This window comes from Streptomyces sp. NBC_00252 (genome assembly GCF_036187565.1).
Taxonomy (GTDB): Bacteria; Actinomycetota; Actinomycetes; order Streptomycetales; family Streptomycetaceae; genus Streptomyces.
Genome location: NZ_CP108087.1, coordinates 9,024,239 through 9,049,003 on the forward strand (window position 1 = coordinate 9,024,239; position 24,765 = coordinate 9,049,003).

Consider the following 24,765-nt stretch of genomic DNA (forward strand, 5'->3'; position numbering starts at 1 on the left):
AGCGCCGGCGGGGGGTTACTCAAGCAACTCCGCGTACGAGCCCATGGCCAGGGCGATGTCCGCCTGGGCCCAGAACCGGTGATAGGTGAAGACGGGCGCGGCGCCGCCCTTCAGGTACGCCTCGACCTTCGACCACGCCGGATCGTTCCTGTAGAAGGACCGCAACGAGGCGAACGTGGAAGCCGAGTTGATCGATTCGCCGTTCGGCATCTTGCCGGTCCAGCCACTCGGCACGTAGACCGGATCGTTGAACCTGCTGTAGTCGGTGCGGGTCTCCGGAACGGCGATGCCGAGGCTGTCCTGGTAGTTGCCCCACATGCCGTCGAGCAGCGCCTTCGCGGTGGTCTTGGCGGCCGTGTTGCCGGACTTGGCGCCGTAGTACGTCAGGGTCTTGGCGTACGCGGCGGCCACGCCCACGTCATTGGTGTAGTCGGCTACGGTGACGTGAAGTCCGGTATTGGCGCCGGGAGTTGACGCGTTCCACGTGTCCGGTTGTCCCGACCACTGCAGCGTCGAGGGAATCAGGTACGTCCCGTCTGGATTGACCGTGGTCTTGGACAGTGCCCACGCGACCCACTTGTCGAGGACCGCTTTCGCGCTCGCGTTCCCTGTCTGCTGGTAGTACTCGGCGACCCGTTCCATCGACCATGCCTGGAAGCCGAACCACTGGTTGGACGGCGGGTCGTGGTAGACGGGCTGCGGGTCGTAGTACATGCCGTAGAACGTCGACGTCCCGGACGGCGGAGTCGCGTACCGACCCTGCCAACTGTTCGTCGCACCACCGGCGATGGCGCCCTCGCTCGACTGCAGCCAGCGGTAGAACTCCAGCTGCCGCGACAGCGAGGTGCTCCAATCCGCCGCACCCGTCGCCGACTTGGGCTTCAGATCGGCGTCGGCGCTGAGCGCGTACGCGGCGAGCGGGTTCTGGTAGCCGCTGTGGGCGTAGCTGGATCCGATCCGCCAGGCCCAGCCTCCGCTGGTGTCGGCGGAGCCTCCCCAGGCGTAGTACCAGGACAGCAGATAGTCCGAGGCGTCCTTGCCGGCCCCGGCCGGGCAGGTCGAGGGTCCGACGCAATTGCCGATTTTCTTGAAGTACTTGTCGTACATGGCATAGCGCAGGTAATCGCCCATTTTGGCCGCCTTGGCGACGGTGCCCGATACGGCCGATCCGTTGCCCTGCTGCTTCGCCCACAGGTCCGCCCAGTAGGCGGCCTGCACGGCCCGCGCGTCGGCGTCGGGCGCGTCGGTGTACTTCCACTGCTTGGCGTACGAGGAGTCACCGGTGAACAGGTCCAAGTACCCGTTCTTTCCGCCGTACTTGAAGGCGTCGCAGGTCGGCTGCGGCACCGTCTCCCACACCGACTCCTGTGCTCCGCGCTGGAAGGTGTTGATGTACGACGGCCCGCTCGCCGTCGGCCCCGCCTCGCATCCGCCGCCCGGCGTGTCGCCGTAGCCGTAGGTGTTGTCGACGTCCTCCAGCCAGTGCATGCCGTAGACGTCGTCCGTACCGTATGCGGTCTTCAGTTCACCGGCGATGGGATCCGATCCCACCGGCACCGAGGGGTCGAGCTTCGCCGGATACTCGTTCGGGGTGTCCAGCTCGGGCGCGTACGTCGCCGGCTTCGAGGCGTTGTAGAAGGAGTTGGTCGGCTGGTCGGCGTGGGTGGGGATCATGTACTTCTCCATGAGGGCCCAGGCGCCGTTGAACTTCGACCAGTCGCCCGTCACCTTGCCGTACATCGCCTGCAGCCACAGCAGATAGCTGTAGGCCTCCGACGTGGTCTCGTGCCCCTGGTCCGGCGCCTCGACGATCAGGGTCTCCACGGAGTGGTAGGGGATGCCCTGGGGCGAGAAGTAGCCGTTCGCCGGGTTGGTGATCCTGCCGTACAGATCCAGGAAGCGCGCGTCGTATGTCTTGGACATGGCGATCTGCGTGACTGTCACCGACGCGGTGCCGTACCCGGCCGCGGTCGACTCGAAGGTCGCCGCCCCCGTCCCGGAGGAGTCCGCGGTGACGGTCACTTTCTGCGCGGTGTTCCAGTTCGAGGGCGTGAAGACGAGCGAGTTCCCACCGGTCACTGACAGTCCCGCGTTGCCGCCGGTCCGGGCGGTCGTCACCGTGACGTCGGCCGACGGCTGGGTCGAGAGCTTCACGTCGTAGGTCGCCGTCTTGCCCTGCTGGACGGCGAGTTGGGAGGTCGAGGCCACGACGGCAGGACCCGCGGCGATCGTGATGCCGACCGGGGTGGACTCACCGGTCGCGCCCAGGCTGTCGTACGCCTTCGCCGTCAGCGAGTGGCTTCCCACGGCCAGGACGGAGGCGGAGTAGGTGTAGGGCGCGCTGGTGTCGGTGCCCAGAAGGGTGGTGTCGTCGTAGAACTCGACCTTGGCGATCGTCGCGGCGTCCGCGGCCGCCGCCGTCGCCGCGAGCGGCACGGCGTCCCCGCGCGAGTAGACGGCGCCGGCGGCCGGGCTGGTCAGCACGGTGATCGGCGGCTGGTGCGCGCCGACGCAACTGGTGCCGTTGACCGTGAAGTTCGTCGGAGCGGTGTTGGTTCCGCTGTAGCTGAACTGCGCTCCCGCGGAGACGGTGGAGCCCGGAGCGATGGTGCCGTTGTACGAGGCGTTCTTGACGGTGATGGTCCGACCGGCCTGCGACCAGGTGCCGTTCCACCCGTTCGCGAGCTGCTGGTTGCCCGTGTAGTCGTAGGCCAGGGTCCAACCGTCGATCGCGGTGGTGCCGCGGTTGGTGAGGGTGAGATCGGCGGTGAAGCCGGAACCCCAGTCGTTGGTCCTGTAGTCGACGCTGCACTGCACGGTCGCCGCGTTCGCGGTGGTCGTGCCGGTGGCGAGCATGGACAGGGGCAGGGCGAACGCGGCGGCGACGGCGGTCCATAACCGCCGTACGGCTCTTCGTTTGCGTCCGGGATCCATGTGCTGTTCCTCCTTGCGTCACGCGACTCACGGAGAGATGCCAAGGCCTGAATCCAGTGGGAGCGCTCCCATCGTGGAGACGAAGGCGGCCGCGGTCAAGACGCTGAGAGGTTCAAAGTTCGAACCGAGCGGATGAGCCGAAAAGTTTCGCAAGGACCCTATGAAACCTCGTCAGTTGACGCTAACTTCCTCCCCACCAGTGGGAGCGGTTCCATCAGTGACGCGTCCGTAGCGGCGCGCCAAGCTGTAAGGACTCGCTCATGCGACACCCCCCGCATTCAGTACTTTTAGTCAGCGACGCTCTCCCGCGCACTGCGCCGCCGGGTGTGCTCGGCTCGGGCCATCACGGCTACGTACGCCGGACATGGGCGTCCCGCCACAGCGCGGTCGACCGATTCACGACCGTCCGGCCGCGCTTCGCGAGCGCCGCGCGTTCTCCGCACCCTGCCGGTGATCGAGGCGGGGAACCATGCCCCGAGCTGCGTCAACGCCGCCGGTTCCCCGGTGGCCCGACACGAGACGCAGCGCGCGAAGTCGTCGCTCGAACCGCGGGGAATCCCCGTCGGCGGCCGGCGCCTTCGTGCACCACCGGGCGTCTCCGCGCCTGACCGGGCGCTCCCGTACGGCGGAGGCCTCGAAGCGCCGGCAGGACGGCGCTGCCCTCGAGCCGACGCCGGAAGTACCAGCTCACCGATCACAGCAACACCGCGCACCTCAGGCAGGGGTCGCGCGCCCGTTCGCGCGGTCCTCATCCGTACTTCCCCTACGAGAGAAGGAAGCACCCGCACATGAGTCGCACCAGAACATCGCTGCTCGTCGCCCTGGCGCTGGTCGCCGGGACGACGGGGTCGGCGTTCTTTGTCGGCCAGGCCGGCGCCGCCACTTCGTCCATCCCCTGCACCGTCGACTACAAGGTGCAGAGTCAGTGGGACACCGGCTTCACCGCCGCCGTGACCATCACCAACAACGCCGCCGCCAAGACGAGTTGGTCGGTGAAGTGGTCGTATGCCGGCAACCAGAAGGTCACGAACGCCTGGAACACGAAGCTCAGCCAGAGCGGTGCCGACGTCACCGCCGCCAATGAGAGCTACAACGGCCCTCTTGCGAGCGGAGGTTCGGTCAGCTTCGGGTTCAACGGCTCGTACAGCGGCACCAACAGCGTGCCCGGCACGTTCACGCTCGACGGCGTCGCCTGCAATGTCGACAACGGCGGCGGCACCGGGGGCGGCAGCGGCGGTGGCACCGGCGGCGGTACGGGCGGTGGCACCGGAGGAGGCGGTGGAGGTGGTGACACCGGCAGCCGTGCCGACAACCCCTACACCGGCGCCAAGGTGTACGTGAACCCCGAGTGGTCCGCCAAGGCGGCCGCCGAACCGGGCGGCAGCCGCATCGCCGATCAGCCCACCGCTGTCTGGCTCGACCGCATCGCGGCCATCAACGGCGTCAACGGCGGCATGGGTCTGCGCGCCCATCTCGACGAGGCCCTGAAGCAGAAGGGCACCGGCGACCTCGTCGTCCAGCTCGTCATCTACGACCTGCCCGGCCGCGACTGCGCCGCCCTCGCCTCCAACGGCGAACTGGGACCCGACGACCTCGACAAGTACAAGTCCCAGTACATCGACCCCATCGCGTCGATCCTGTCCGACCCCAAGTACGCGGGCCTGCGGGTCGCCACCGTCATCGAGCCCGACTCACTGCCCAACCTGGTCACCAACGCCGGCGGCACCCCCACCACCACGGACGCCTGCGTGACCATGAAGTCCAACGGCAACTACGAGAAGGGCGTCGGCTACGCCCTGGACAAGCTGGGTGCCATCCCCAACGTCTACAACTACATCGACGCCGCCCACCACGGCTGGCTCGGCTGGGACAGCAACCTCGATCCCGCGGTGCAGGAGTTCCACAAGGTCGCGACGTCGAACGGCGCGAGCGTGAATGACGTGGCCGGGTTCATCGTCAACACCGCGAACTACAGTCCCACCAAGGAGCCGTATCTCAAGGTCACCGACACGGTGAACGGACAGACCGTACGGCAGTCGAAGTGGGTGGACTGGAACCAGTACGTGGACGAGCAGTCCTTCGCGCAGGCGCTGCGCAGCAAGCTCGTCGCGTCCGGATTCGACTCCGGTATCGGCATGCTGATCGACACCTCACGCAACGGCTGGGGCGGCTCCGCACGTCCCACCGGTCCCGGGGCACCGACCACCGTGGACGGCTACGTCGACAGCAGCCGCGTCGACCGCCGCATCCACGCCGGCAACTGGTGCAACCAGAGCGGTGCGGGCATCGGGGAACGGCCGACCGCGGCTCCGGCCGCCGGGATCGACGCCTACGTGTGGGTCAAGCCGCCCGGGGAGTCCGACGGCAACAGTGCCGCCGTACCCAACGACGAGGGCAAGGGCTTCGACCGGATGTGCGACCCGACGTACGGCGGGAACGCGCGCAACGGCAACAACCCCACAGGCGCGCTGCCGAACTCACCGCTGGCCGGACACTGGTTCTCCGCCCAGTTCCAGCAGTTGATCCAGAACGCGTACCCGCCGCTGTCGTGATGTCCTCACGCGGCGCCTGACCGCCGGGATCCGTTCCTCGACCCTGCCGAGGAACGGATCCCGGCGAAACCCGCGGCCTTACCGACGGCCGCTCGGTCATGAGCGTGAGCTGCCCTGCAGATCCTGGCCGCGTGCACGCGCGCGGAGGTGGAGTACGGCGTCCCCGACCTCCTTCCCCCGGCACTCGACGAACACAGGCCACCGATTACCGCGTCGCGGCCGCCAGTGCCGCGCGGATGGTGGCCGCGTCGGCCGGCTGGCCCTTCTCGTTCGAGTACGGCCCGTACGGTGTTCCCCACGCCGGAGTGCCCGGCGCCTGCCGCCAGCTGTCGGCCAGACTTCCCGTGTCCACCACGCCGTAGCCGATGGAGTCGAGGAATTCGGTCACCGTCGCCTTTGCCGGTGCGGAGTCTCCGGCGATCGGCAGGTAGGAGCGGTCGGGCGCGCCTGACGGGCGTGCGAGGGACAACAGGTGCTTGAAGAAGATGGTGTTGAACGCCTTTACGAGCAGGGCGTCCGGGACATACCGCTGAAGCAGCTCGCTCGAGGTGAGGGAGTTGTCGTCGAGCTCGGGGATGTGCCCGTCACGCTCGGCACCGTAGTTGCAGGTGTCGATGACCGTCTTCCCGGCCAGTTGAGCGGCGGGCACACGGGGGAATGCGCTGACCGGCACCGTGACCACGACGATGTCACCGGCCGCCGCGGCCTCTTCGCTTGTCGCCGCGGAGGCCTGCGGCCCCAGTTCCGCGACCGTGTCCGCGAGCGTCTCGGGACCGCGTGAGTTGCTGAGCACCACCTGGTGTCCGGCATCGACGGCGAGTCGTGCGATGGCCCTGCCGATGCTTCCGCTTCCGATGAATCCCACAGTCGTCATAGTCTCAACGTCCTTCTGTAGAGCTGAACTTGTCGGTTGCCGGGCTGGCTCTGATCCGGGTTCGTGTCGTCACCCGGCGGGGAAGTAATGGCCGTTGTCCAGATCGGCGAGCAGGCCGGGCCCGGTGGGTTCCCAGCCGAGGGTCCGGCGGGTGATGAGGTTGGACGCCGGGTAGCTCTGCGTGGCGATGTTCGCGAGGAAGCCGAAATACCCCGGCGTCATCAGGACATCGTCGGGAATGCTCACGGCGGGCAGGCACAGGCGACTGGCGATGGCTTCGGCGATGTCGCGGAACGGGATGCCGCCGTCCCCGACCGCGTGCCAGTACCTGCCGGCCGGCCCCTTCTCCAGCGCCAGACGGAACACGATGGCGGCATCGCGGATGTGCACGGCGTTCCAGAGGTTCGCGCCGTCCCCGGGGTAGCCGACGAACCCCTTCTCCTTCCCGAGCGCGATCAGCGTGGGCAGGAAGCCGGCCCGATCGGTCGTGCCGTGCGCGATGTTGGCGATTCGCACGACCGAAGACCGCACCCCCTGCTCGGCGAGGTCGACAACGGCCCTTTCTACGACGTTGCGGACGCGCAGGGTGCCCTTGTGCTCCTCACCGGCGGGGAGGGCCGGGTCCTCCTCGGTGACCGGCCGGCCCAGGTGCTGCCCGGGTGAGCCGATACTCCCCGCTGCGACCAGCGGCTTTCCGGTTCCCGCGAGTGCCTCGCCGTACGCGAGCATGATCGGGAGCTCTGCGGCCGCTACGGCGTCCATCCCGCCGGAGGGCAGCAGATCCTGCCTGTGAGCGACGTGGATGACCCCGTCGGAGTCCGCGGCTGCCTCCTTGAGTCCGTCGAGATCCTGGATGTCGCCGCGACGCACCTTCGCGCCGAGCGCGGACAGGGCCGCCGCGGAAGCGTCCGACCGGGCCAGGCCGGTGACTTCGTGTCCGGCGGCGATGAGCTCGGGGATGATGTAGGAACCGGAATGGCCGGTCCCTCCGGCGACGAATACGCGCATCTGACTGTCCTTATGAGGGTAGGTGCAAGGTATTTTCGTGCCGTGAGTGAACTGGCGTGTGTGGACCGCCGTAAGGGAACCGGTGTAATGCGGCACGAGAAATAGTGGTAGGGGTTTTACTCAGCTGAGAAGGGTGATGCCAAGGGAGAAATTGGCGTGTTTCACGGAGTGATTCATGAGGCCCAGCTGGTCGGGGGTCACGGGGTTGGTGATGTCGACGATGATCTTGCCGCGCAGTGCGTCCCCGTACTCCTTCACCACCGCCGCGGCGCCGGCGTATGGCACGGCAACGACAACGATGTCCCCAGCAGGGGCGGAGCCGGGCGTCCCGACGGTGGCGCCACCGAGTTCGGCGGCCGCATCCTTGGCCTTGGCCGAGTCGCGGCCGATGATCTCGACCGCGTTGCCGCCGGCCAGCGCCCGGGCGGCGAAGGCGCGGGCCGCGTTCCCGAGGCCGACCATGCTGATGCTGCTGCTCATGGAGTTCCTGCTTTCTGGAGCCGGACAGGGGGCGGGCGTCCAATTCCTGATGCGATCATTCCGGGCCTGGGTCCGGATCTGGGCCCGTCGCCGTCGAATTCCGGTGCCGAATTCGCTCGTTCCATCAGGTACCTATTCAGGCTGCCATTGGCCTGAGGAATCGTCCAAGACCTCTTTCAAGCGTGGTGATACCCTGAAAGCATCACCAGCTGAGGGGTGCCATGGATCTGGACCTGCGCAAACTGCGTTACTTCGTCGCGGTGGCCGACCAGTTGCACTTCGGCCGCGCCGCCGACGAGCTTCACATCGCACAGCCCGTGCTCAGCCGGCAGATCCGTGCGCTCGAGCAGGATCTCGGTGCCTCGCTCTTCACCAGGGATCGCCACGGCGTGGAGCTGACAGCCGCGGGCCGGCAACTGCTGGCCGACGCCGGTCCGTTGCTCGCCTCGACCCACGCGATCCGCCGCCGGGTGTCCGCCGCCGCCGGTGGCAAGCGGCGGCTGATGGTCGGTTTCCGGGCCGGCGTCGCCGTCACCCCGGCAGCCCGTGCGTTCGAGAAGCGGCACCCGGACGTGGTCGTGGACGTGCAGCGGATCGAAGGGGACGACCAGGCCGCCATGCTGCTCGACGGCCGTATCGACGTCGGCTATGTGCGGCTGCCCATCGACGAGACCGGCCTGCGCGTCACCCCGCTGTATGCCGAGCCCCGGGTGGCGGTGCTGTCCGCCGGGCACCGGTTGGCCGGCAAGGAGCAGGTCACCGAGGCTGACCTGGCCGACGAACCGCTGGTCTGGCACGGCGAACCGAGCACGCAGCCCACCAAGCGCCCGCTCCCCAACGCCGGGTACCCGGTGCGCGGGGTGGACGAGACGCTCGAGCATGTCGCGGCCGGCCGGGGTATCTCCTTCCTGGCGCGTTCGGCGTCCGTCTTCTACTCGCATCCGGACGTCGTCTACGTGCCCATCCCGGACCTGACTCCCGACCAGGTGTGCCTCGCGGTGGCGGCATCGCACATCTCACCGGTAGTGGAGGACTTCGTCGCTGCGGCCCAGTCGGCGGCCGAGATCACGGCGGAATGCGGGAACTACGAGATGTGGCAGCTCGGCGGCGATGCCGCCACCAGGCACGCTTGAGCACTTCGACCGACCCCGTTCGTCATGCGCTGAAGAGTGAAGTGGCCTGTCGGAGCGGTGCAGTTGAGGCTGGGTGCGTGTCGGCGTCTTTTGAGGCAGGGCGCAGGTGAGCCGACGCCGGAGGGGCTCAAGGCGTACGCGTAGAGGGGCCGAGCCCTTGCAGTCCCTCACCGCCCGTCGAACGCGTCGGGGGAGTGAGGGCTAGCCGAGCGCCCTCCCCGGGGCCATCACCTCTCCGGGACTCGATGCCCTCTGGAGGCCGCGCGGGCCCCGGCAGTTCACCCGATCGAGTCCGAGATCCGGGCAAGCAGGCAAGGCGGCGGCAACGGATTCCCCAAGGCGCGAGATCCGCGTCCGTCAGTGGGGGAGAGGCGCCCATGCCTGTGTGGTGGGATTCGGCGCCGGAGTCTGCGCTGTGGGTGCGTCACTTGCCGCCGCGCACACGTGCGGCCGTGATCACCTTGCATGGCGGTCCGCTCGCCGGACATCACCCCGCGCGCCCTTGGCAGTTGGCGGCACTGCGGATGCGGCCCGTGCTGCGGTCCTCGGCGTCGGCCGTGTCGTTGGACGAGACGCTGCTGGGCCAGGTCCGCTACCGGTGCAAGGGGTGGAACGACGGTGACGCCGAGCAGGACGCACTCCGGGCGCTGAGCGAACTGGGTCGGCTGGTCGGCGATGTCCCGGTGGTCGTCGTAGGGCATGCGATGGGTGGTCGAGCCGCCCTGCGGGTCGCCGCTCACCCCCAGGTTCGGGGCGTGGTGGCGTTGGCCCCGTGGCTGCCCGCCGGAGAGCCGGTCGCCCAACTCATAGGCCGGAGTGTCCTGTTGGTGCAGGGACACGACGGCCGGTCCTCCGGCGTCCACATCTGGGACTACGCGGAGCGGGCCCGCGCGGCAGGCGCCCGGGTCGGGGTGGTCGTCGTCCGGGGTGGTGGTCCGTGGATGATGCGGCGGGCCGGCGTGTGGCATCGCACGGTCGCGTCCGCAGTACGCCAGGTCTCGCGGCCTCCAGCGCGGGGACCGCAGGGAGTCTGGTCCAGTTCGGGGCCGGTCTTCGTCTAGAGCCGCCGCCTTGTCACCTCGTCGGATCGTGCCCGCTACGGAGGCCAGTCGTAGTGCGCGACCCGCCGCTGCTGGAAGCGGCGCTCGGACGTCGTCGCGGCCGTACGGCCTGAGCCGGTTATCCGTACGCGGGTGGCTGTTGCGGTGGGGCCGAGTCGGTACGGCTACGTGGGCTGCCGTGCAGCGCTGCGCGAGCAGAGAGGGGCACGTCCTCAGGCGAGCCGGTGACAGGCTCGCTGCGCGCTCCGGCACGAACCAGAGCCGACAACCCCCGCCCCCGCACAGGAACGACCAAGGTGCTCCCTTTCGGCCCTGCCCCCGAAACGGTCCACCCGAAGAAGCCCGTGTTGCTCCGGGACCAATCCTCCGTGGGGTTCAGGATCGGATTACGTCCGGAGATGTCCCGCTCACGAAGGATCCTTGTGAAAGAAGTCGTCAGTATCGGTCGAAATCCATCGGTGCAGCCAGATCTTCAGGAACTGGTGGGCCGGGTCGCCCTGGGCGACGAAAAGGCCTTCGCCGCTGTCTACGACGCCGTGGCGGGTCCGGTGCTGGGGGTCGCCCGTGCCGTCCTGCGCGATCACGCGCAGTCGGAGGAGGTCGCCCAGGAAGTGCTGGTGGAGGTGTGGCGCACGGCACCCCGCTACCGCGCCGACCGGGGGACGGCCATCAACTGGATCCTCACCCTGGCCCACCGCCGCGCGATCGACCGGGTGCGCTCCGCGGACGCGGCGGCGGCCCGGGACCACAAGGCCGCGCTGCTCGCCCGTACCCCCGAGTTCGACGAGGTCACCGAGCAGGTCGAGGCGCGGCTGGAGCGCGAACAGGTGCGGCGCTGTCTGCGCACGCTGACCGAGATCCAGCGCCAGGCCGTCACCCTCGCCTACTACCGGGGACTGACCTACCGCGAGGTGGCCGAGGCGCTCGCGCTGCCGCTCGGCACCGTCAAAACACGGCTGAGGGACGGCCTCATCCGACTCCGCGACTGCCTGGGAGTGACCGCGTGATCACCGACGACCTGCACCTGCTCACCGGTGCCTACGCCCTGCACGCCCTGTCCGACGAGGAGCGTGAAGTGTTCGAGCGGCACCTCGCCGGCTGCGAGGCATGCGCCCAGGAGACCGCCGAACTGTCCGCCACCGCGGCCCGGTTGGGCCTCGCCGTGTCCGTGGAACCGGACCGGGAGACGCGCGGGCAGGTGCTGCGCCGTATCACCACGGTCCGTCAGGAGACACCGGTCGAGGGTCCCGCGCCGCGTTCCGGCCGCGCGGTGCTGCGGGCCCGCCTGCTGTCGCGGTGGGCGCTGGCCGCCTGCCTGGCCGCCGCTGCCGCGCTCGGCGGGACCGCCGTATGGCAGCACCAGCGGGCCGAGAGCGCGCTCGCCCAGGCGCACCGGGCCGAACAGGGAACGGAGCAGATCAGTGCCGTGCTGGCCGCGCCTGACGCGCGAGCCCGAGTGGTGACGCTGCCCGGCGATGCCACCGGCACCGTGGTCGTCTCGCACGGCCGGGACCAGGCGGTGTTCGTGGTGGCCGGGATGACCCAGGCACCGGCCGGGAAGGTCTACCAACTCTGGTTCGACGACGCCGGCACCATGCGGTCGGCCGGCCTGATGAACCCCGACCGCGCCGACCAGACCGTGCTGCTGCGGGGGGCCGTGGGCGGAGCCTCGGGCATGGGGATCACCGTCGAACCCGCGGGCGGCTCGAAGCAGCCCACGACCGCGCCGCTCGCCCTGACCCGCTTCCCCGCCTGAGCGGACGCGGCCCCGCGATGCGGCGGGGCCGCGTCCGCCGTCAGGCGACGCGTCACGGCAGGTCGGCCCAGACCGTGTGGCCCCGGCGGTAGTGCCGGTCGCCCCACGCGCGGGACAGCGCCTCGACCAGCAGGAGTCCCCGTCCCCCGCCGCTCAGGGCGGCGGACGGACGCGTCCACGCGGCTCGGATCGCCTTCGTGTCGAAACCCGGGCTCGTGTCGCTGACCTGGATCATCAGCGCCTGATGGCCGGCCCGGTCGTGCAGAGCGAGCGACAGACGGACCGGTGTCGTGCCGTGCCCGAAGGCGTTGCCGAGCAGTTCGCTGACGACGAGCAGGGCGTCGTCGATGAGTTCACCGCGCCCCCACCGTGCCAACTGGTCGCGTACGGCACCGCGCACGGGACACAGTCCGTTCTCCGGGGTGGGCGCGAAGCTCACGTAGGAGCGTTCCATGGCAGATCAGCTCCTTTCATTGCGCACAGGTAATCCGTCACGGACACCGGAGCGGACGGGTGCGGAAACGGGAATTCCTGGCGGCGGCCACGTATGCCCGCGACCCATGTATCCGTAGCCGGTCAGGCTGCGGATTGGTCCGGAAAAAAGATTCATCCGATCCGGCAAACGGCCAATCCGCCGGGCTTTTGGAACCGGATTCCCCACGTGACCGACAACGAGAAGGAAAACGCGAACCACCCGGAATTCTCACCGGCGTTCGGCGTTGTCCTCCGATCGGTCGGCAGACCTCGAACGCTCTTCACTTCCCCGTCTACAGGCGGCACGCGCCGCACGAGCAACAGGAGAAAAACTATGAGCACCCGTATTCGTATCCGCCGTACCGCCGTCGTCCTCGCCGCGTCCGCCGTCCTGCCGCTGGCCCTCAGCGCCTGCGGCAGCGGCGGCAGCGACTCCGCGAAGTCCGACGCCTCCACCAAGGCGCCCTCGTCCTCTTCGAGCGACAGCATGAACAACGCCGGTGCCACGATGGCCGACCAGCCCTTCGGTACGGCCTGTTCCGGCGTCCCGAAGAGCGGTGCCGGCTCCTTCGACGGCATGGCCAAGGACCCCGTCGCCACCGCCGCCTCCAACAACCCGGCACTGTCGACGCTGGTCGCCGCGGTGAAGAAGGCCGGTCTGGTCGACACCCTCAACAACGCCCAGAACATCACCGTGTTCGCGCCGACCAACGACGCCTTCGCGAAGATCCCGAAGGCCACCCTGGACAAGGTCCTCAACGACAAGGCCCAGCTGACGAAGATCCTCACCTACCACGTCGTGGGTCAGCCGCTCACGCCCAAGCAGATGGAGAAGGGCTCCTTCACCACCCTGGAGAAGTCCAAGCTCACCACCTCCGGCTCGGGCGAGAACTACATGGTCAACGACTCCGCGAAGGTCGTCTGCGGCAACGTCAAGACCTCCAACGCCACCGTCTACATCATCGACACCGTCCTGATGCCCACCAGCTGACGGACCATCAGCAGAGCCGGGCACCCGACATCGCGGTGCCCGGCCACCCGACTCCTGTGACGGGGAGACGGTGAGGGGCGGGGCGCATGCCCCGCCCCTCACCGTGTTGCCCAACTCCCTTACTCCCTACGGGACATGACGAGAGATGACGGAGCTCAGCACATGTCGGCACTCTTCCGCGTCCGAGTCCTCGCCGTCTCGGACACCCGCCTCTGGTGCGCCGCGGCAGGCACCCTGACCCCGTTCACCAGCCGCACCCTGCGCACCGAGCTGACCGTCCGGTGCCGCGGCACCACGGTGGTCGGGCTCGATCTACGCCAACTCCGTTTTCCCGGCGCCGAGTTCCTGCCGGACCCGCCGTGGCCGGACGACCCCCACACCATCCATCTCCTGGCCCCGGACCCCCTACGCTCCCTGACGGCCGACGACGTACGCCTGCACTGGCACACCGACCTCCACAGCGCTTGGCAGGCATGGTCCGCGCTCACCCTCTGAACCCCGCGTAGCCGAATGGGGAGCGGATTGGTGCGGGAAAAAAGTTCATCCGATCCGCTGGACGACCAATCCGCCGGTCTTTCGGAACCGGATTCCCCATGTGACCGACGATGAGAAGAAAACACGACACCGCCTGAGTTGGGCGCGCTTGGCCCTCGGTGCGTTCAGTGGTGTGCTGGCCGGCTTCGTCTCGCTCTGCGTCGCCGAGTTGGTGTCGGCTGCCGTACGTCCGCAGGCCAGTCCGGTCGTGGCGGTCGGCGGTGCGGCGATCGACCGCACTCCTGCCGCTGTGAAGGACTGGGCGATCCGGCACTTCGGGACCAACGACAAGTTGTTTCTTCAGCTCGGAATTCTCGCGATGCTCGCGCTTTTCGCGCTGGTGCTGGGAATTGTCGCACTGCGTTTCCGGCGCATCGGTGCCGCCGGTGTTCTGCTCTTCGGCATTGTCGGGGCGGTGTCGGCCACCAGCCGGCCGGATTCGACGAGTCTCGCCGACGCGCTGCCCTCCGTGGTGGGCGCCATCGCGGGAGCCGCGGTGCTCTACGTACTGGTGGGCCGCCTCACGCGGCAGATCCCGTCCGCCGAGCCGGCTGGTGACGAGCCGCAAGACCCGCCTTCCGGAGCGGGTTGGGACCGGCGTGGCTTCATCGTCGCGGCGACAGCCGCTGCCGCCGCCTCCGCCGGGGCGGGGGTACTGGGCCGGACACTGAACAGCGCCAGCGGCCAGAACGCGGTCGCCTCACGCAACAAGGTCGTCCTGCCCCGGCCCACCTCCGCAGCCGCCGCCGTACCCAAGGGCGCCCAGCTCCGGATCCCCGGGATCAGCCCGTTCACCACCCCCAACAGCAGCTTCTACCGCGTCGACACAGCCCTCGTGGTACCCAAGGTGAACGCCGCGACCTGGCAGCTGCGCATCCACGGAACGGGCGTACGACGCCCGGTCACCCTCTCCTACGACGACCTGCTGCGGCGCGAACTCATCGAGCGCGACATCACGCTCACCTGCGTCTCGAACGAGGTCGGCGGCCCGTACGTCGGCAACGCCCGCTGGATCGGCGTACGACTGGCCGATCTGCTGGCCGAATGCGGGGTGAAGCCGCCCTCGAAGGGCGGGACCGCCGACCAACTGGTGGCGCGCTCGGTGGACGGCATGACGATCGGCAGCCCGGTCGAGGACGTGATGGACGGCCGTGACGCCCTCCTCGCCCTCGGCATGAACGGGGAACCACTGCCCTTCGCGCACGGCTTCCCGGTCCGCATGGTCGTGCCCGGCCTCTACGGGTTCGTCTCGGCCTGCAAATGGATCAAGGACATCGAACTCACCACGTTCGACTCCTACGACCCCTACTGGGTCAAGCGCGGCTGGGCCCGCAAGGCCCCCATCAAGACCGAGTCGCGCATCGACACCCCCAAGCCGTTCGCCCGGCCCGGTGCCGGGACGGTGATGGTCGGTGGGGTCGCGTGGGCCCAGCATCGCGGTATCGACAAGGTCGAGGTCCGCGTGGACGACGGCCCGTGGCGGGAGGCGCGACTCGCCGCTGAGGACACCCGCGACACCTGGCGCCAGTGGTCCTTCCCCTGGGAGGCGACCAAGGGAGGTCACACCCTCACCGTCCGCGCCACCGACCGCACCGGCCGGCTGCAGACGGACAAGCGCACCCACACCATTCCCGACGGCGCGAGCGGCTGGCACTCGGTGGTCGTGACCGTCGACTGACCCGACGAGCCACCTTCTCCCTTCCCTGCACCACCGAGCAGACCTGGTCTCCTACGGCGCACTCGTCCGGGGCGGTTCGCTCGCCAGGGTGAAGGTGATGCGGGTGCCGTCGGTGTACTCGGGGTCGACGCTGATCGTGCCGCCGTGGAACTCGACGATCTTCTTGCACATCGCGAGGCCGATGCCGCTCCCGCTGTAGGCGTCCTTGGTGTGCAGCCGCTGGAAGATGACGAACACCTTCTCGGCGTACTCGGGATCGATACCGATGCCGTTGTCCGTGACGGAGAACCGCCACAACGCACCGTCCTGCACAGCGGACACGTGGATCGCCGGTGCCTGCCCCGGGCGACGGAACTTGACAGCATTGCCGATCAGGTTCTGCCAGAGCATGCCCATCTGCGTGGGGTCGGCGGTCACCGTCGGCAGCTCGTCCCGGGTGATGACCGCGCCCGTCTCCTCGATGCTGACGCTGAGGGCGGAAAGGGTCTGCCGCATCACGGAGTTGAGGTCGAGGTCCTCTTGGAGGTGGTGGACGCGGCCCACGCGGGAGAAGTCGAGCAGGTCGTTGATGAGGACCTGCATACGGTTGGCTCCGTCGACGGCGTAGTCGATGTACTGGTCGGCCCGGTCGTCGAGTTGGTCGCCGTAGCGCCGTTGCAGCAGCTGCGTGAAGCTGGAGATCTTGCGCAGGGGTTCCTGCAGGTCGTGGGAGGCCACGTAGGCGAACTGCTCCAGCTCGGCGTTGGAGCGCTGGAGGTCCGCCGACTGCGCGTCGAGGCGCAGGCGTGCCTCCTCGCTGAAGTCCAGTTCGCGTACGAGCCGTCTGCGCATGGAGTCGATCTCGCCGCTCAGCCGGCGCAGGTCCGCGGGACCGGTCGGCGTGATGGGGTGGCCGAAGTCGCCCTCGGTGATGGTGCGGGCCGCCGCCCCGAGATGTTCCAGCGGCGTGGTGATACCTCGGCGCAGCCCCTCGAAGACCACTCCGGCGAGGGCGACGATGAGGACCGCGATCGTGGAGAACACCCAGTTCCGCAACCGCATCGTGGACGCCAGATCCGACCTGGCCCGCGCCCGGTCGGCACGCAGTCCGTCCTGCTGGGTGGTCATGGCTCTGCGCAGTTCGTCGAAGGCCGTCTTGCCCTCGGCGGCGCGTTCGGTGGCCAGCGGTGAGGGCGCCCCGGACGGTGAGGCGGCGATCGGCCGGGCGATCCTCGACTGCCAGTTCTCCACCGCGGCCTGCACGGCCCGCAGACTGCGCAGGCCGGCCGTGTCGCCCCGCAGCAGCTCCGAGAGCCGTGCCGTATCCGTCTTCTGCTCGGTGAGGCCCTGCTTGTAGGGCGTGAGGAAGTCCGGCGTACCGGTGAGGCCGTAGCCGCGGATGCCGGTCTCCTGGTTGAGCATGGCCGATTCGAGGCGGATCGAGAGCGTCAGCGCCGGAGACTTCACGTCCACGAGGTCGTCACTGATGGACGCCGTTCGCCCCAGGACCCACGCCCCGGTCGCTCCGAGAACGGCCAGGACGGCCAAGGACACGGCCACCCCCACGCGAAGCCATCGCCGCGTCGTCCACGTCGAGAGCCCTCTCTCGCGCGGCAGCCCTTCGTCACCGGTCATGCTCCGACTCCTCCACTGTGGCGGCCGTCTGCGGAACGGCGCAGCGCACACTGTAGAGGGCGGTCGACAACAGTTGTTGTCGTGGGCTGTTCTTGCGCCTAATCTGCCGGGTATGCCTGACAAGAAGTTCGTCGTGCGGACCACCCCGCAGCAGACGGCCACGATCGCGGACAGGGCCGTGGACGACCTTGCACGGCGCATCGTTCTTCAACTACTGGAAGATCCCTCGCAGTCGACGGCGGACGATCCGACGCAGGCGCTGACCCGGCTGCACGTACTGGCCCACCTCCAGCGGGCCGCCGAACGGCTTCAGCGGAACGCGGCCGTGGACGCGGCCCGTGCGGGCGCCGGGTACCCGCAGATCGGCGAGGCATGCGACATGACCCGCCAAGGCGCCCGGCGCCGTTGGCCCGGGCTCTTCCACCATTCCGACGAAGCACCTACGGAGCATCCGATGATGACCACCCCCGCTCGCGCCTTCGACGTCCTGCTCGTCGAGGACGACGTCGCCGACGCCATGCTCATCGAGGAAGCTCTCTCCGAGCGCGGGTCCCGCAACCTGGTCCAGGTCACCGACGGGGTCGCCGCACTGGAACACCTCCGCAGCCCGGACCAGGCGCGCCCCGACCTCATCGTGCTCGACCTCAACATGCCCCGGATGAACGGCCGCGAGCTCCTCCGCGTCCTCAAGGCCGACCAGGACCTCCAGACCATCCCGGTGGTCGTGCTCACCACGTCCTCCGCCCCGGACGACGTCGTCGGCGCGTACAACAGCCACGCCAACGCCTACGTCACCAAGCCCGTCAACCTCGACGAATTCGAGCAGGCCGTCCAGAGCATCGACGCGTTCTACCTGGAGACCACGACCCGACCGCCCCGCACCTGAACCGCACCTTCCGCTGAAGCTGCGCCTGCTTCCCCGGCGTCGGTGGGACGGGCGAGGCCGTGTCAGGCCGACCGAGGGAGTCGCGCTGCGAGGAGTTCCTCGGAGCGTTCCCACAGTCCGCGTGCCAGGTCGGTGTCGAGAGCCTGCGGATTCTTCGGCTGCACGTCCTTGTGCTTGTAGTAGTAGGCGCCCGGTCGCCAGTCAGTTCCTGGTACGCCTTCGGCGAGCCACACGATCTGGTCCGCGCCCTGTTCGGGCGTGGACAGCAGAAGGTTCCCGATCACCGGCTTGGTACCGAGGAAACGGACGGTACGCATGATCGCGCTGGTGGTGTCGGAGGCGAAGTTCGTCCGGACGTTGCCCGGATAGAAGCAGGCTGTCGAGAGGCCGTCGGCGTGGTGGCGCCGGTGGAGCTCGGCCGTGAACAGGATGTTCTCCAGCTTCGACGCGCCGTAGGCGTGGACCGGGTCGTAGGCACGGTCGTGGTCGAGGTCGTCCAGGTGGATCTCCTTGGCGAACCGCACCGTACTGGAGGTCTGGAGTACCGACGCCCGGGAAGCGATCAGCGTATCCAGGAGCAGCCGCGTGAGCAGAAACGGCGCGAGATGGTTGACCTGGAAGGTCTTCTCGAAGCCGTCCACGGTCTTGGTCCGGGTGCCGAACACCCCTCCGGCGTTGTTCACGAGCACGTCTATCCGCGGGTAGGCCGTGCGGAGTTCGGCGGCCAGCCGCTCGATGTCGTCGAGGCGGGTGAAGTCGGCGACGAAGCTGTCCGCCCCGAGTTCCTCGGCCACGGCGCGGGTCTTCTGGGCGGAGCGGCCCACCACGACGACGGTGTGCCCGTCCGTGTGCAGCCTCCGCGCGGCGGCCGCCCCTATGCCGTCGCTCGCACCCGTGATGACGATCACCTTGGTGTCACTCATCGCTTGCCACTCCCCGTCGTGAGAGACTCAGTCTCATGGATGGGACACGGTACCAAGAATAAACTGCAGTACCGTGACGGGGTGAATCCCAACCGGCCCATGCGTGGCGCACGAGAGCGGGCACGCCAGGCCATGCGCGCCGAGGTGGCCGTGACCGTCCAGGACCTGGTCCTCGAACACGGCTACGAAGAGACGACGATCGACGACATCTGCGCGGCCGCCGAGATCTCGCGCAGCACGTTCTTCCGGTGCTTCCACTCCAAGGACGAGGCCCTCTTCGGCCCCACGGCCGACGCCCCCGAATACCTGCGGGACACGCTCGCCGCCCGCCCTGCCGACGAAGCACCCTGGGTGGCGATGCGGCGCGCGCTCGATCCGATGATCGACCGGTACGAAGGCCACGACGAGCGCACCCGGCGCCTCACCCGGCTGATGGTGAACACGCCGGCGCTGGCGGCCCGGCACCGCGAGAAGAACTCCCGCTGGCACGAACTCCTCCGCCCCGAGATCGCCCGCCGTCTGGGAGCCGACCCGGCCGATGCCACCGACCCCCGCGCCGACGCGGTGATCGCCGCGGCCCTGGGCTGTGTCGAGGCCGCGCTGGCCGCGTGGACGGTTGACGGTCAGCCACGGGTGCTGTCGGAGATCCTGGACCGGGCGATGGGGGTGGCCTTCACCCCGGAGCGGGCCGAATAGCTGATCCGATCGCGACGGGGTCCTCGGACGTCGTCGCCGGCCGGCCTGCGGCGGCGACGGGCGGCAAGAAGGTGAGCGGCTTCCTCGCCCGGTGACGCCACCGCTGAAGCAGCCGGTTGGCCGGCAAATACAATCTGACCCATGTCGAAGCATGACGAGTTGCTCGTTGACGTCGCCTCCGTGGTGGAGTCCGGGCAGAGCAACCAGATGTCCCTGACCGTGGTCACAGGCGGTGCTGTCATCACCGGCCGACTGGCTCCCGAAGCCGTGTGGAGGCGAAGGGTGTCGGAGGTGCTGACGGATTCCGCCCGCCTGGGAGAGTTCTCCGCCGTGTTCGACACCCCCACGAAGGAGGACGGCCCACCTACTCATCTGCACTTCCACGTCGCCCGAATTCTTCAGGGCACGGTGGGAATCCCGGAGACGGGCGGGATGTACCGGGTCGCGATCGACGACGTGAGCGCCTGGACCGTCGGCGACTTCAGCTATTCCGACCACTGACATTCCGGCCGCTGACGAACCACGGCGACGGGAACCCGTCGCGCCCAGTGGGCCCGGGGAGGTGACCTGGTTGGTGCGCGGGGCCGGCGGGACCGGGTAACGTCCTTGGCATGTTCTTCCAGACGCCGATTTACGAGTGAGAGCGTGATGGGCCTCTGCTGACGTCCTTCGACGTCGCCCCGCTCCACCCATGAATCCGTAGATCACTTCACATCACCACCGGGAGAACCCGTGACCGTCAGCAAGAACATCAACAACCCCGTGGGCATGGGCGGCGGTCAGCGCAAGAAGCAGTCCCGTGCCGAACGGCAGAACCACGGCCCGCACCGCAACCTCGACCGGCAGGGTGCCGCCGACCAGAAGGCGGAGCTGGTGCGCAAGATGCGCGAGAAGGCGGCTGCGGCTGAGGGTGCCGAGTCCGCGGGCGACGGCGCCGCGCAGAGCTGACGTATCGCCGCTGCGAGGCGGCACCGTACGAGGAGCAGGGCCCGGACCGCGACGAGCGGTCCGGGCCCTGCTGCCGTATGGGGCGCGGCCGTTGGGATTGATTGCCCTGGTGGGCGGGGGTGTGCGTCAACTCCGTAGGAGAGCGCCAGTACGAGCGTCGCCGGGCCCCAGGCGCTCAGGCCGTCGCCTGTTGCCCCAGCGTGTGTGTCACCGCCGCGAGGAGCAGTTCCTCAAGGGTCGTGGTCTGGTGCTCGGCGCGTTCGAGGAGGGCGTCGAGGTGGTCGGCGTAGAGACGGTCGTCGTTGTCGGCGAGGACGCGCAGGGTGCGCCAGCAGGACGCCTTGCCCTGTACGCCGAGGAGCATCGACTCCAGCTCCAGGACGTCACTGAGCGGTGAGCGGGAGAAGAGGTGTCCGTTCGGCTTGAGCCGCCCGGCCTTCTCGGCCAGCCAGCCGAGCGCGACCTTGGGGTGATCGGTGGACACGTCCAGGTCGAACATGATCTGCACCAGGGAGTCGCGGTCCTCCTCGACCTGTTTGGCCAGGTCGGAGAAGGCGGCGGCCCGCTCCGGGTCCCGCTGTCCCTGCGCGGCACGGCGGCAGAGTTCCAGGCCGCCGGTCGCGCCCGCCAGATGGTCGTTGAGGTAGATCGCCAGCAGAGCGGGGGAGTTGGACGATTCCGCCGACGGCTCGGTGTCGTCGCCCGGGGTCTCGCCCTCGGCTCGCATCTCACGGTCCACGGTGGCGCCCAGTTCGGCCCAGCTGTCCTCGAACTTGGCCAGCCCTTCGCGTTCCAGGGTGTCGGTCACGTCGGTGAAGTCGATGCCCGTGCGGGCCAGTTGCTCGAAGTGGGCGGCGGCCGCGGCGTAGGTGTCGGCGACGGGGGCGGCGGTCGGCACGTGGCCGTGGTCGGCGAACGCGTCGAGCGTGGCGGCCGGCATGGTGTTCACGGTCCCCGGTATGACCAGTTCGCTCACGTACATGGTGTCGGGGTAGTCGGGGTTCTTGACGCCGGTCGACGCCCAGAGAGGCCGTTGCGGACGCGCGCCGGCCGCCGCCAGCTCCTGCCAGCGGGCCGAGCGGGCCGTCTCCTCGAAGGACCGGTGGGCCAGCCGGGCGTTGGCCACCGCGGTCCGGCCGCGGAGGGCGAGGGCTTCCGGGGTGCCGAGGGCGTTGAGGCGTGCGTCCACCTCGGAGTCGACGCGGGAGACGAAGAAGGAGGCGACCGAGTGGATGTCCGCCAGGTCGCGGCCGGCGGCCCGCGCTTGTTCGAGGCCGGTCAGGTAGGCGTCCTGGACGGCGCGGTAGCGCTCCAGCGAGAAGATCAGGGTGACGTTGACGCTGATGCCCCGCGCGATGACGGCGGTGATCGCGGCCAGGCCCTCGCGGGTGGCGGGGATCTTGACGAACAGGTTGGGTTCGCCGACGGTGTCCCACAGTTTCTGGGCCTGGGCGGCGGTGGCGTCCGCGTCCTTGGCGAGCCGCGGGTCCACCTCGATGGAGACCCGGCCGTCGGTCCCGCCGGTCCGCCGGTATATCGGCGCGAACGCCTGGCAGCCGGCGCGGACGTCGTCGGTGGTGAGCGTGAAGACGGCGTCGTCGACACTCGACCCCTGGGCGCCGAGCCGTCGTAGCTGCTCGTTGTAGCGCTCGCCCTTGGACAGCGCGGACGCGAAGATCGTCGGGTTGGTGGTCACCCCCACGACGTGCTTGCGCGCGATGAGCTCCGCCAGGCCACCGCCGGCCAGCAGCTCGCGGGAGAGGTCGTCCAGCCAGACCGAGACTCCGGCGGCGGACAGGTCGGCGAGCGGATCGGACGCGACGGCGTCGGACATACGAACCTCCAGAAAGTGCGTGGCATCGGTCGCGCGGGAGCCGCGCGGCCCGCCCGGCCCGTGTGGGGCCGGGCGTGTGGGAGCAGTGCTACGGGCAGGCCGGAAACCGCGCGGTCCGTCCGGGTGCGGCGGTGCGGAACACGAACTGACGTCCACCGCACGCGAGTTGTCAGGGGCGGTCGCCGGTGCCGCCCTCGGTGGGGGCGGAGGTCTGGCGGTGGCCGCCCGGGCGCGGGGCGCGATCGGCGTCGCGGATGCTGTCGTGCGCGGCCGCGGCGACGGCCTCGGGGGTGAGACCGAACTCGGAGTAGAGGCGCTGGTAGTCGGCGGAGGCGCCGTAGTGCTCCAGGCTCACGATCCGTCCGGCGTCGCCGACGACGTCCCGCCAGCCCTGTCCGACCGCGGCCTCGACGCTGACCCGGGCCCGCACGGAGGGCGGCAGGACCTCGTCCTGGTAGGCCGGGGGCTGAGCGGCGAACCATTCCCGGCAGGGCATCGACACGACCCGCACCGCGAGGCCGTCGGCCGCCAGCAGCCCGCTCGCCTCCAGGGCGATGTGCACCTCGGAACCGGTCGCCACGAGGATGACGTCCGGGCCGGAGCCGCTCTCACCCGTGTCGGCGAGCACGTATCCGCCGCGGGCGGCATCCCGCGCCGGAGCGCAGGCATCTCCGCCGCGGTCGAGCACGGGCACGTTCTGCCGGGTCAGGATCAGTGCGGCCGGGCGGTCGTGGTGTTCGAGGACGGTACGCCAGCAGGCGGTGGTCTCGTTGGCGTCGGCGGGGCGGACCACGTCCAGGCCGGGGATGGCCCGCAGCGCGGCCAGGTGCTCCACGGGCTGGTGGGTGGGGCCGTCCTCGCCGAGGCCGATCGAGTCGTGGGTCCAGATGTAGGTGGTGGGCAGTTCCATCAGCGCGGCCAGGCGTACGGCCGGGCGCATGTAGTCCGAGAAGGTCAGGAACGTACCGCCGTAGGGGCGGGTCAGACTCTGCAGGGCGATGCCGTTGAGGATCGCGCCCATGGCGTGCTCGCGGATGCCGAAGTGGAGGGTGCGGCCGTAGGGGCCGCCCTTCCAGTCCTTGGTCTGGCGGTCGGCGGGTACGAAGGACGGTTCGCCGTCCATGGTGGTGTTGTTGCTCCCGGCCAGGTCGGCCGAGCCGCCCCACAGTTCGGGCAGTACCGGCGCGAGCGCGCTGAGCACCGCGCCCGACGCGGCACGGGTGGCCATCCCCTTGGGGTCGGCCGGGAACTCGGGCAGGGCGTCGGTCCAGCCGTCCGGCAGTCGCTGCGCCAGCAGCCGGTCCAGCAGTTCGGCCCGCTCGGGATGGGCCGCCCGCCAGGCCGCGTACGCCTCGTCCCACTCGGCGTGGGCGCGGCGTCCGCGGTCGGCGGCCTGGCGGGTGCGGCCCAGTACCGCGTCCTCCACGACGAAGTCGCGCTCCGGGTCGAAGCCGAGCAGCCGCTTGGTCGCGGCGACCTCGTCCGCGCCGAGTGCGGAGCCGTGGGCCTTGCCGGTGTTCTGCTTGGTGGGCGCGGGCCAGCCGATCAGCGTGCGCAGCATGATCAGCGAAGGCCTGCCGTCCTCCTCGCGGGCGGCGCGCACCGCGGTCAGCAGGGCGTCCACGTCCTCGACGTACTCGCCCGTGCCCGTCCAGTCGACGGTCTGCACGTGCCAGCCGTAGGCGGCGAAGCGGCCCGGGACGTCCTCGCTGAAGGCGACGTCGGTGTCGTCCTCGATCGAGATGTGGTTGGAGTCGTAGAAGACGACGAGGTTGCCCAGCTCCTGGTGGCCGGCGAGGGAGGCGGCCTCGCTGGTGACGCCTTCCATCATGTCGCCGTCGGAGGCGATGACGTAGACGTGGTGGTCGAAGGGGCTGCTGCCCGGCTCGGCGTCGGGGTCGAGCAGACCGCGCTCCCTGCGGGCGGCCATCGCCATCCCGACCGCGCTGGCCAGCCCCTGCCCCAGCGGGCCGGTGGTGATCTCGACGCCGCGGGTGTGCCGGTGCTCGGGGTGTCCGGGAGTGGCCGAGCCCCAGGTGCGGTAGGCCTCCAGGTCCGACAGCTCCAGGCCGTAGCCGGTCAGGTAGAGCTGGAGGTACAGGGTCAGGCTGGAGTGGCCGCAGGAGAGGACGAAGCGGTCGCGGCCCAGCCACCGGTCGTCGGCCGGGTCGTGCCGCATGACGTTCTGGAACAGCAGATGTGCCAGCGGGGCCAGGCTCATCGCGGTGCCGGGATGGCCGTTGCCGGCCTTCTGCACCGCGTCGGCGGCGAGCACCCGTACGGTGTCCACCGCCCGTACGTCGACCTGGTCCCACCCGGCGTCAGCCGCCACGGGCATCGTCACGGACCGGCCCGGTGAGGTCGTGTTGCCGGACTGTTCAGTGGTCAT

20 protein-coding genes and 1 pseudogene are annotated in these 24,765 nt (G+C 69.4%); 12 read left to right on the plus strand and 9 right to left on the minus strand.

What is annotated here, in order from left to right:
- Positions 1–15 precede the first annotated feature (15 nt).
- Complete coding sequence (locus tag OHT77_RS40145) at positions 16–2,934, minus strand: glycoside hydrolase family 48 protein (protein ID WP_328833279.1); 2,919 nt, start codon at positions 2,932–2,934, stop codon at positions 16–18.
- A gap of 788 nt (positions 2,935–3,722) precedes the next feature.
- Between OHT77_RS40145 and OHT77_RS40150 the strand changes: the two genes are divergently transcribed.
- Positions 3,723–5,486, plus strand: a complete 1,764-nt coding sequence (locus OHT77_RS40150) for a glycoside hydrolase family 6 protein (RefSeq protein WP_328833280.1) — start codon at positions 3,723–3,725, stop codon at positions 5,484–5,486.
- Positions 5,487–5,691: 205 nt separating this feature from the next.
- On the opposite strand, the gene OHT77_RS40155 is transcribed toward OHT77_RS40150, so the two are convergent.
- The 3 genes from OHT77_RS40155 to OHT77_RS40165 all read right to left on the minus strand — a co-directional run bounded on the left by OHT77_RS40155 (position 5,692) and on the right by OHT77_RS40165 (position 7,848).
- Positions 5,692–6,360, minus strand: coding sequence for an NADPH-dependent F420 reductase (locus OHT77_RS40155; protein WP_328833281.1), 669 nt, complete (start codon positions 6,358–6,360; stop codon positions 5,692–5,694).
- Positions 6,361–6,429: 69 nt separating this feature from the next.
- Positions 6,430–7,368, minus strand: a complete 939-nt coding sequence (locus OHT77_RS40160; RefSeq protein WP_328833282.1) for an SDR family oxidoreductase — start codon at positions 7,366–7,368, stop codon at positions 6,430–6,432.
- A 120-nt stretch (positions 7,369–7,488) separates the two neighbouring features.
- Positions 7,489–7,848 carry an NAD(P)-binding domain-containing protein gene (locus tag OHT77_RS40165; protein WP_443048176.1) on the minus strand — a complete coding sequence of 120 codons (360 nt, stop codon included), beginning with the start codon at positions 7,846–7,848 and terminating at the stop codon, positions 7,489–7,491.
- A 221-nt stretch (positions 7,849–8,069) separates the two neighbouring features.
- Between OHT77_RS40165 and OHT77_RS40170 the strand changes: the two genes are divergently transcribed.
- From OHT77_RS40170 to OHT77_RS40185, 4 genes are all read left to right on the plus strand, one after another.
- Positions 8,070–8,981: a LysR family transcriptional regulator gene (locus OHT77_RS40170; RefSeq protein ID WP_328833283.1), complete on the plus strand. Its 912-nt coding sequence runs from the start codon at positions 8,070–8,072 to the stop codon at positions 8,979–8,981.
- A gap of 452 nt (positions 8,982–9,433) precedes the next feature.
- Entirely contained in the window at positions 9,434–10,042 is a 609-nt protein-coding gene (locus OHT77_RS40175; RefSeq protein WP_328833284.1) for an alpha/beta hydrolase, read from the plus strand.
- Between the two features lie 422 nt (positions 10,043–10,464).
- On the plus strand, positions 10,465–11,049 hold the full coding sequence (locus OHT77_RS40180; RefSeq protein WP_266774737.1) for a sigma-70 family RNA polymerase sigma factor: 585 nt from the start codon (positions 10,465–10,467) through the stop codon (positions 11,047–11,049).
- Positions 11,046–11,798 (plus strand): anti-sigma factor, encoded by a 753-nt coding sequence (locus OHT77_RS40185; RefSeq protein WP_328833285.1) that lies wholly within the window; start codon positions 11,046–11,048, stop codon positions 11,796–11,798. Before OHT77_RS40180 ends, OHT77_RS40185 begins: the two co-directional genes overlap by 4 nt.
- Before the next feature lie 52 nt (positions 11,799–11,850).
- On the opposite strand, the gene OHT77_RS40190 is transcribed toward OHT77_RS40185, so the two are convergent.
- The gene (locus OHT77_RS40190) at positions 11,851–12,252 is read right to left on the minus strand and encodes an ATP-binding protein (protein WP_328833286.1); all 402 of its coding nucleotides are present in this window, start codon (positions 12,250–12,252) and stop codon (positions 11,851–11,853) included.
- 354 nt (positions 12,253–12,606) lie between these two features.
- On the opposite strand from OHT77_RS40190, the gene OHT77_RS40195 reads away from it, so the two are divergent.
- The 3 genes from OHT77_RS40195 (at position 12,607) to OHT77_RS40205 (ending at position 15,475) form a co-directional block, all read left to right on the plus strand.
- On the plus strand, positions 12,607–13,263 hold the full coding sequence (locus tag OHT77_RS40195) for a fasciclin domain-containing protein (RefSeq protein WP_328833287.1): 657 nt from the start codon (positions 12,607–12,609) through the stop codon (positions 13,261–13,263).
- A gap of 162 nt (positions 13,264–13,425) precedes the next feature.
- Positions 13,426–13,758, plus strand: coding sequence for a hypothetical protein (locus OHT77_RS40200; RefSeq protein ID WP_266774742.1), 333 nt, complete (start codon positions 13,426–13,428; stop codon positions 13,756–13,758).
- 100 nt (positions 13,759–13,858) lie between these two features.
- The gene (locus OHT77_RS40205) at positions 13,859–15,475 is read left to right on the plus strand and encodes a sulfite oxidase (protein ID WP_328833288.1); all 1,617 of its coding nucleotides are present in this window, start codon (positions 13,859–13,861) and stop codon (positions 15,473–15,475) included.
- A gap of 51 nt (positions 15,476–15,526) precedes the next feature.
- Here OHT77_RS40205 and OHT77_RS40210 read toward each other — a convergent pair whose 3' ends face one another.
- Positions 15,527–17,089 carry a sensor histidine kinase gene (locus OHT77_RS40210; protein WP_328833289.1) on the minus strand — a complete coding sequence of 521 codons (1,563 nt, stop codon included), beginning with the start codon at positions 17,087–17,089 and terminating at the stop codon, positions 15,527–15,529.
- A gap of 112 nt (positions 17,090–17,201) precedes the next feature.
- On the opposite strand from OHT77_RS40210, the gene OHT77_RS40215 reads away from it, so the two are divergent.
- Complete coding sequence (locus OHT77_RS40215) at positions 17,202–17,975, plus strand: response regulator (RefSeq protein ID WP_328833290.1); 774 nt, start codon at positions 17,202–17,204, stop codon at positions 17,973–17,975.
- Positions 17,976–18,037: 62 nt separating this feature from the next.
- On the opposite strand, the gene OHT77_RS40220 is transcribed toward OHT77_RS40215, so the two are convergent.
- Entirely contained in the window at positions 18,038–18,898 is an 861-nt protein-coding gene (locus tag OHT77_RS40220; protein WP_328833291.1) for an SDR family NAD(P)-dependent oxidoreductase, read from the minus strand.
- Positions 18,899–18,997: 99 nt separating this feature from the next.
- Here OHT77_RS40220 and OHT77_RS40225 point away from each other — a divergent pair, with 99 nt between their 5' ends.
- From OHT77_RS40225 to OHT77_RS40235, 3 genes are all read left to right on the plus strand, one after another.
- A complete protein-coding gene (locus OHT77_RS40225) occupies positions 18,998–19,594 on the plus strand; it encodes a TetR/AcrR family transcriptional regulator (RefSeq protein ID WP_328833292.1) in 597 nt (198 codons plus the stop codon).
- 141 nt (positions 19,595–19,735) lie between these two features.
- Entirely contained in the window at positions 19,736–20,095 is a 360-nt protein-coding gene (locus OHT77_RS40230) for a hypothetical protein (protein ID WP_328833293.1), read from the plus strand.
- A 231-nt stretch (positions 20,096–20,326) separates the two neighbouring features.
- Entirely contained in the window at positions 20,327–20,542 is a 216-nt protein-coding gene (locus OHT77_RS40235) for a DUF6243 family protein (protein WP_328833294.1), read from the plus strand.
- Between the two features lie 712 nt (positions 20,543–21,254).
- Here OHT77_RS40235 and tal read toward each other — a convergent pair.
- Together tal and tkt are read right to left on the minus strand one after the other, a co-directional pair.
- A pseudogene (gene tal / locus OHT77_RS40240) lies at positions 21,255–22,376 on the minus strand (transaldolase); the annotation flags it as partial.
- Positions 22,377–22,545: 169 nt separating this feature from the next.
- On the minus strand, positions 22,546–24,765 hold the full coding sequence (gene tkt, locus OHT77_RS40245) for a transketolase (protein ID WP_328833296.1): 2,220 nt from the start codon (positions 24,763–24,765) through the stop codon (positions 22,546–22,548).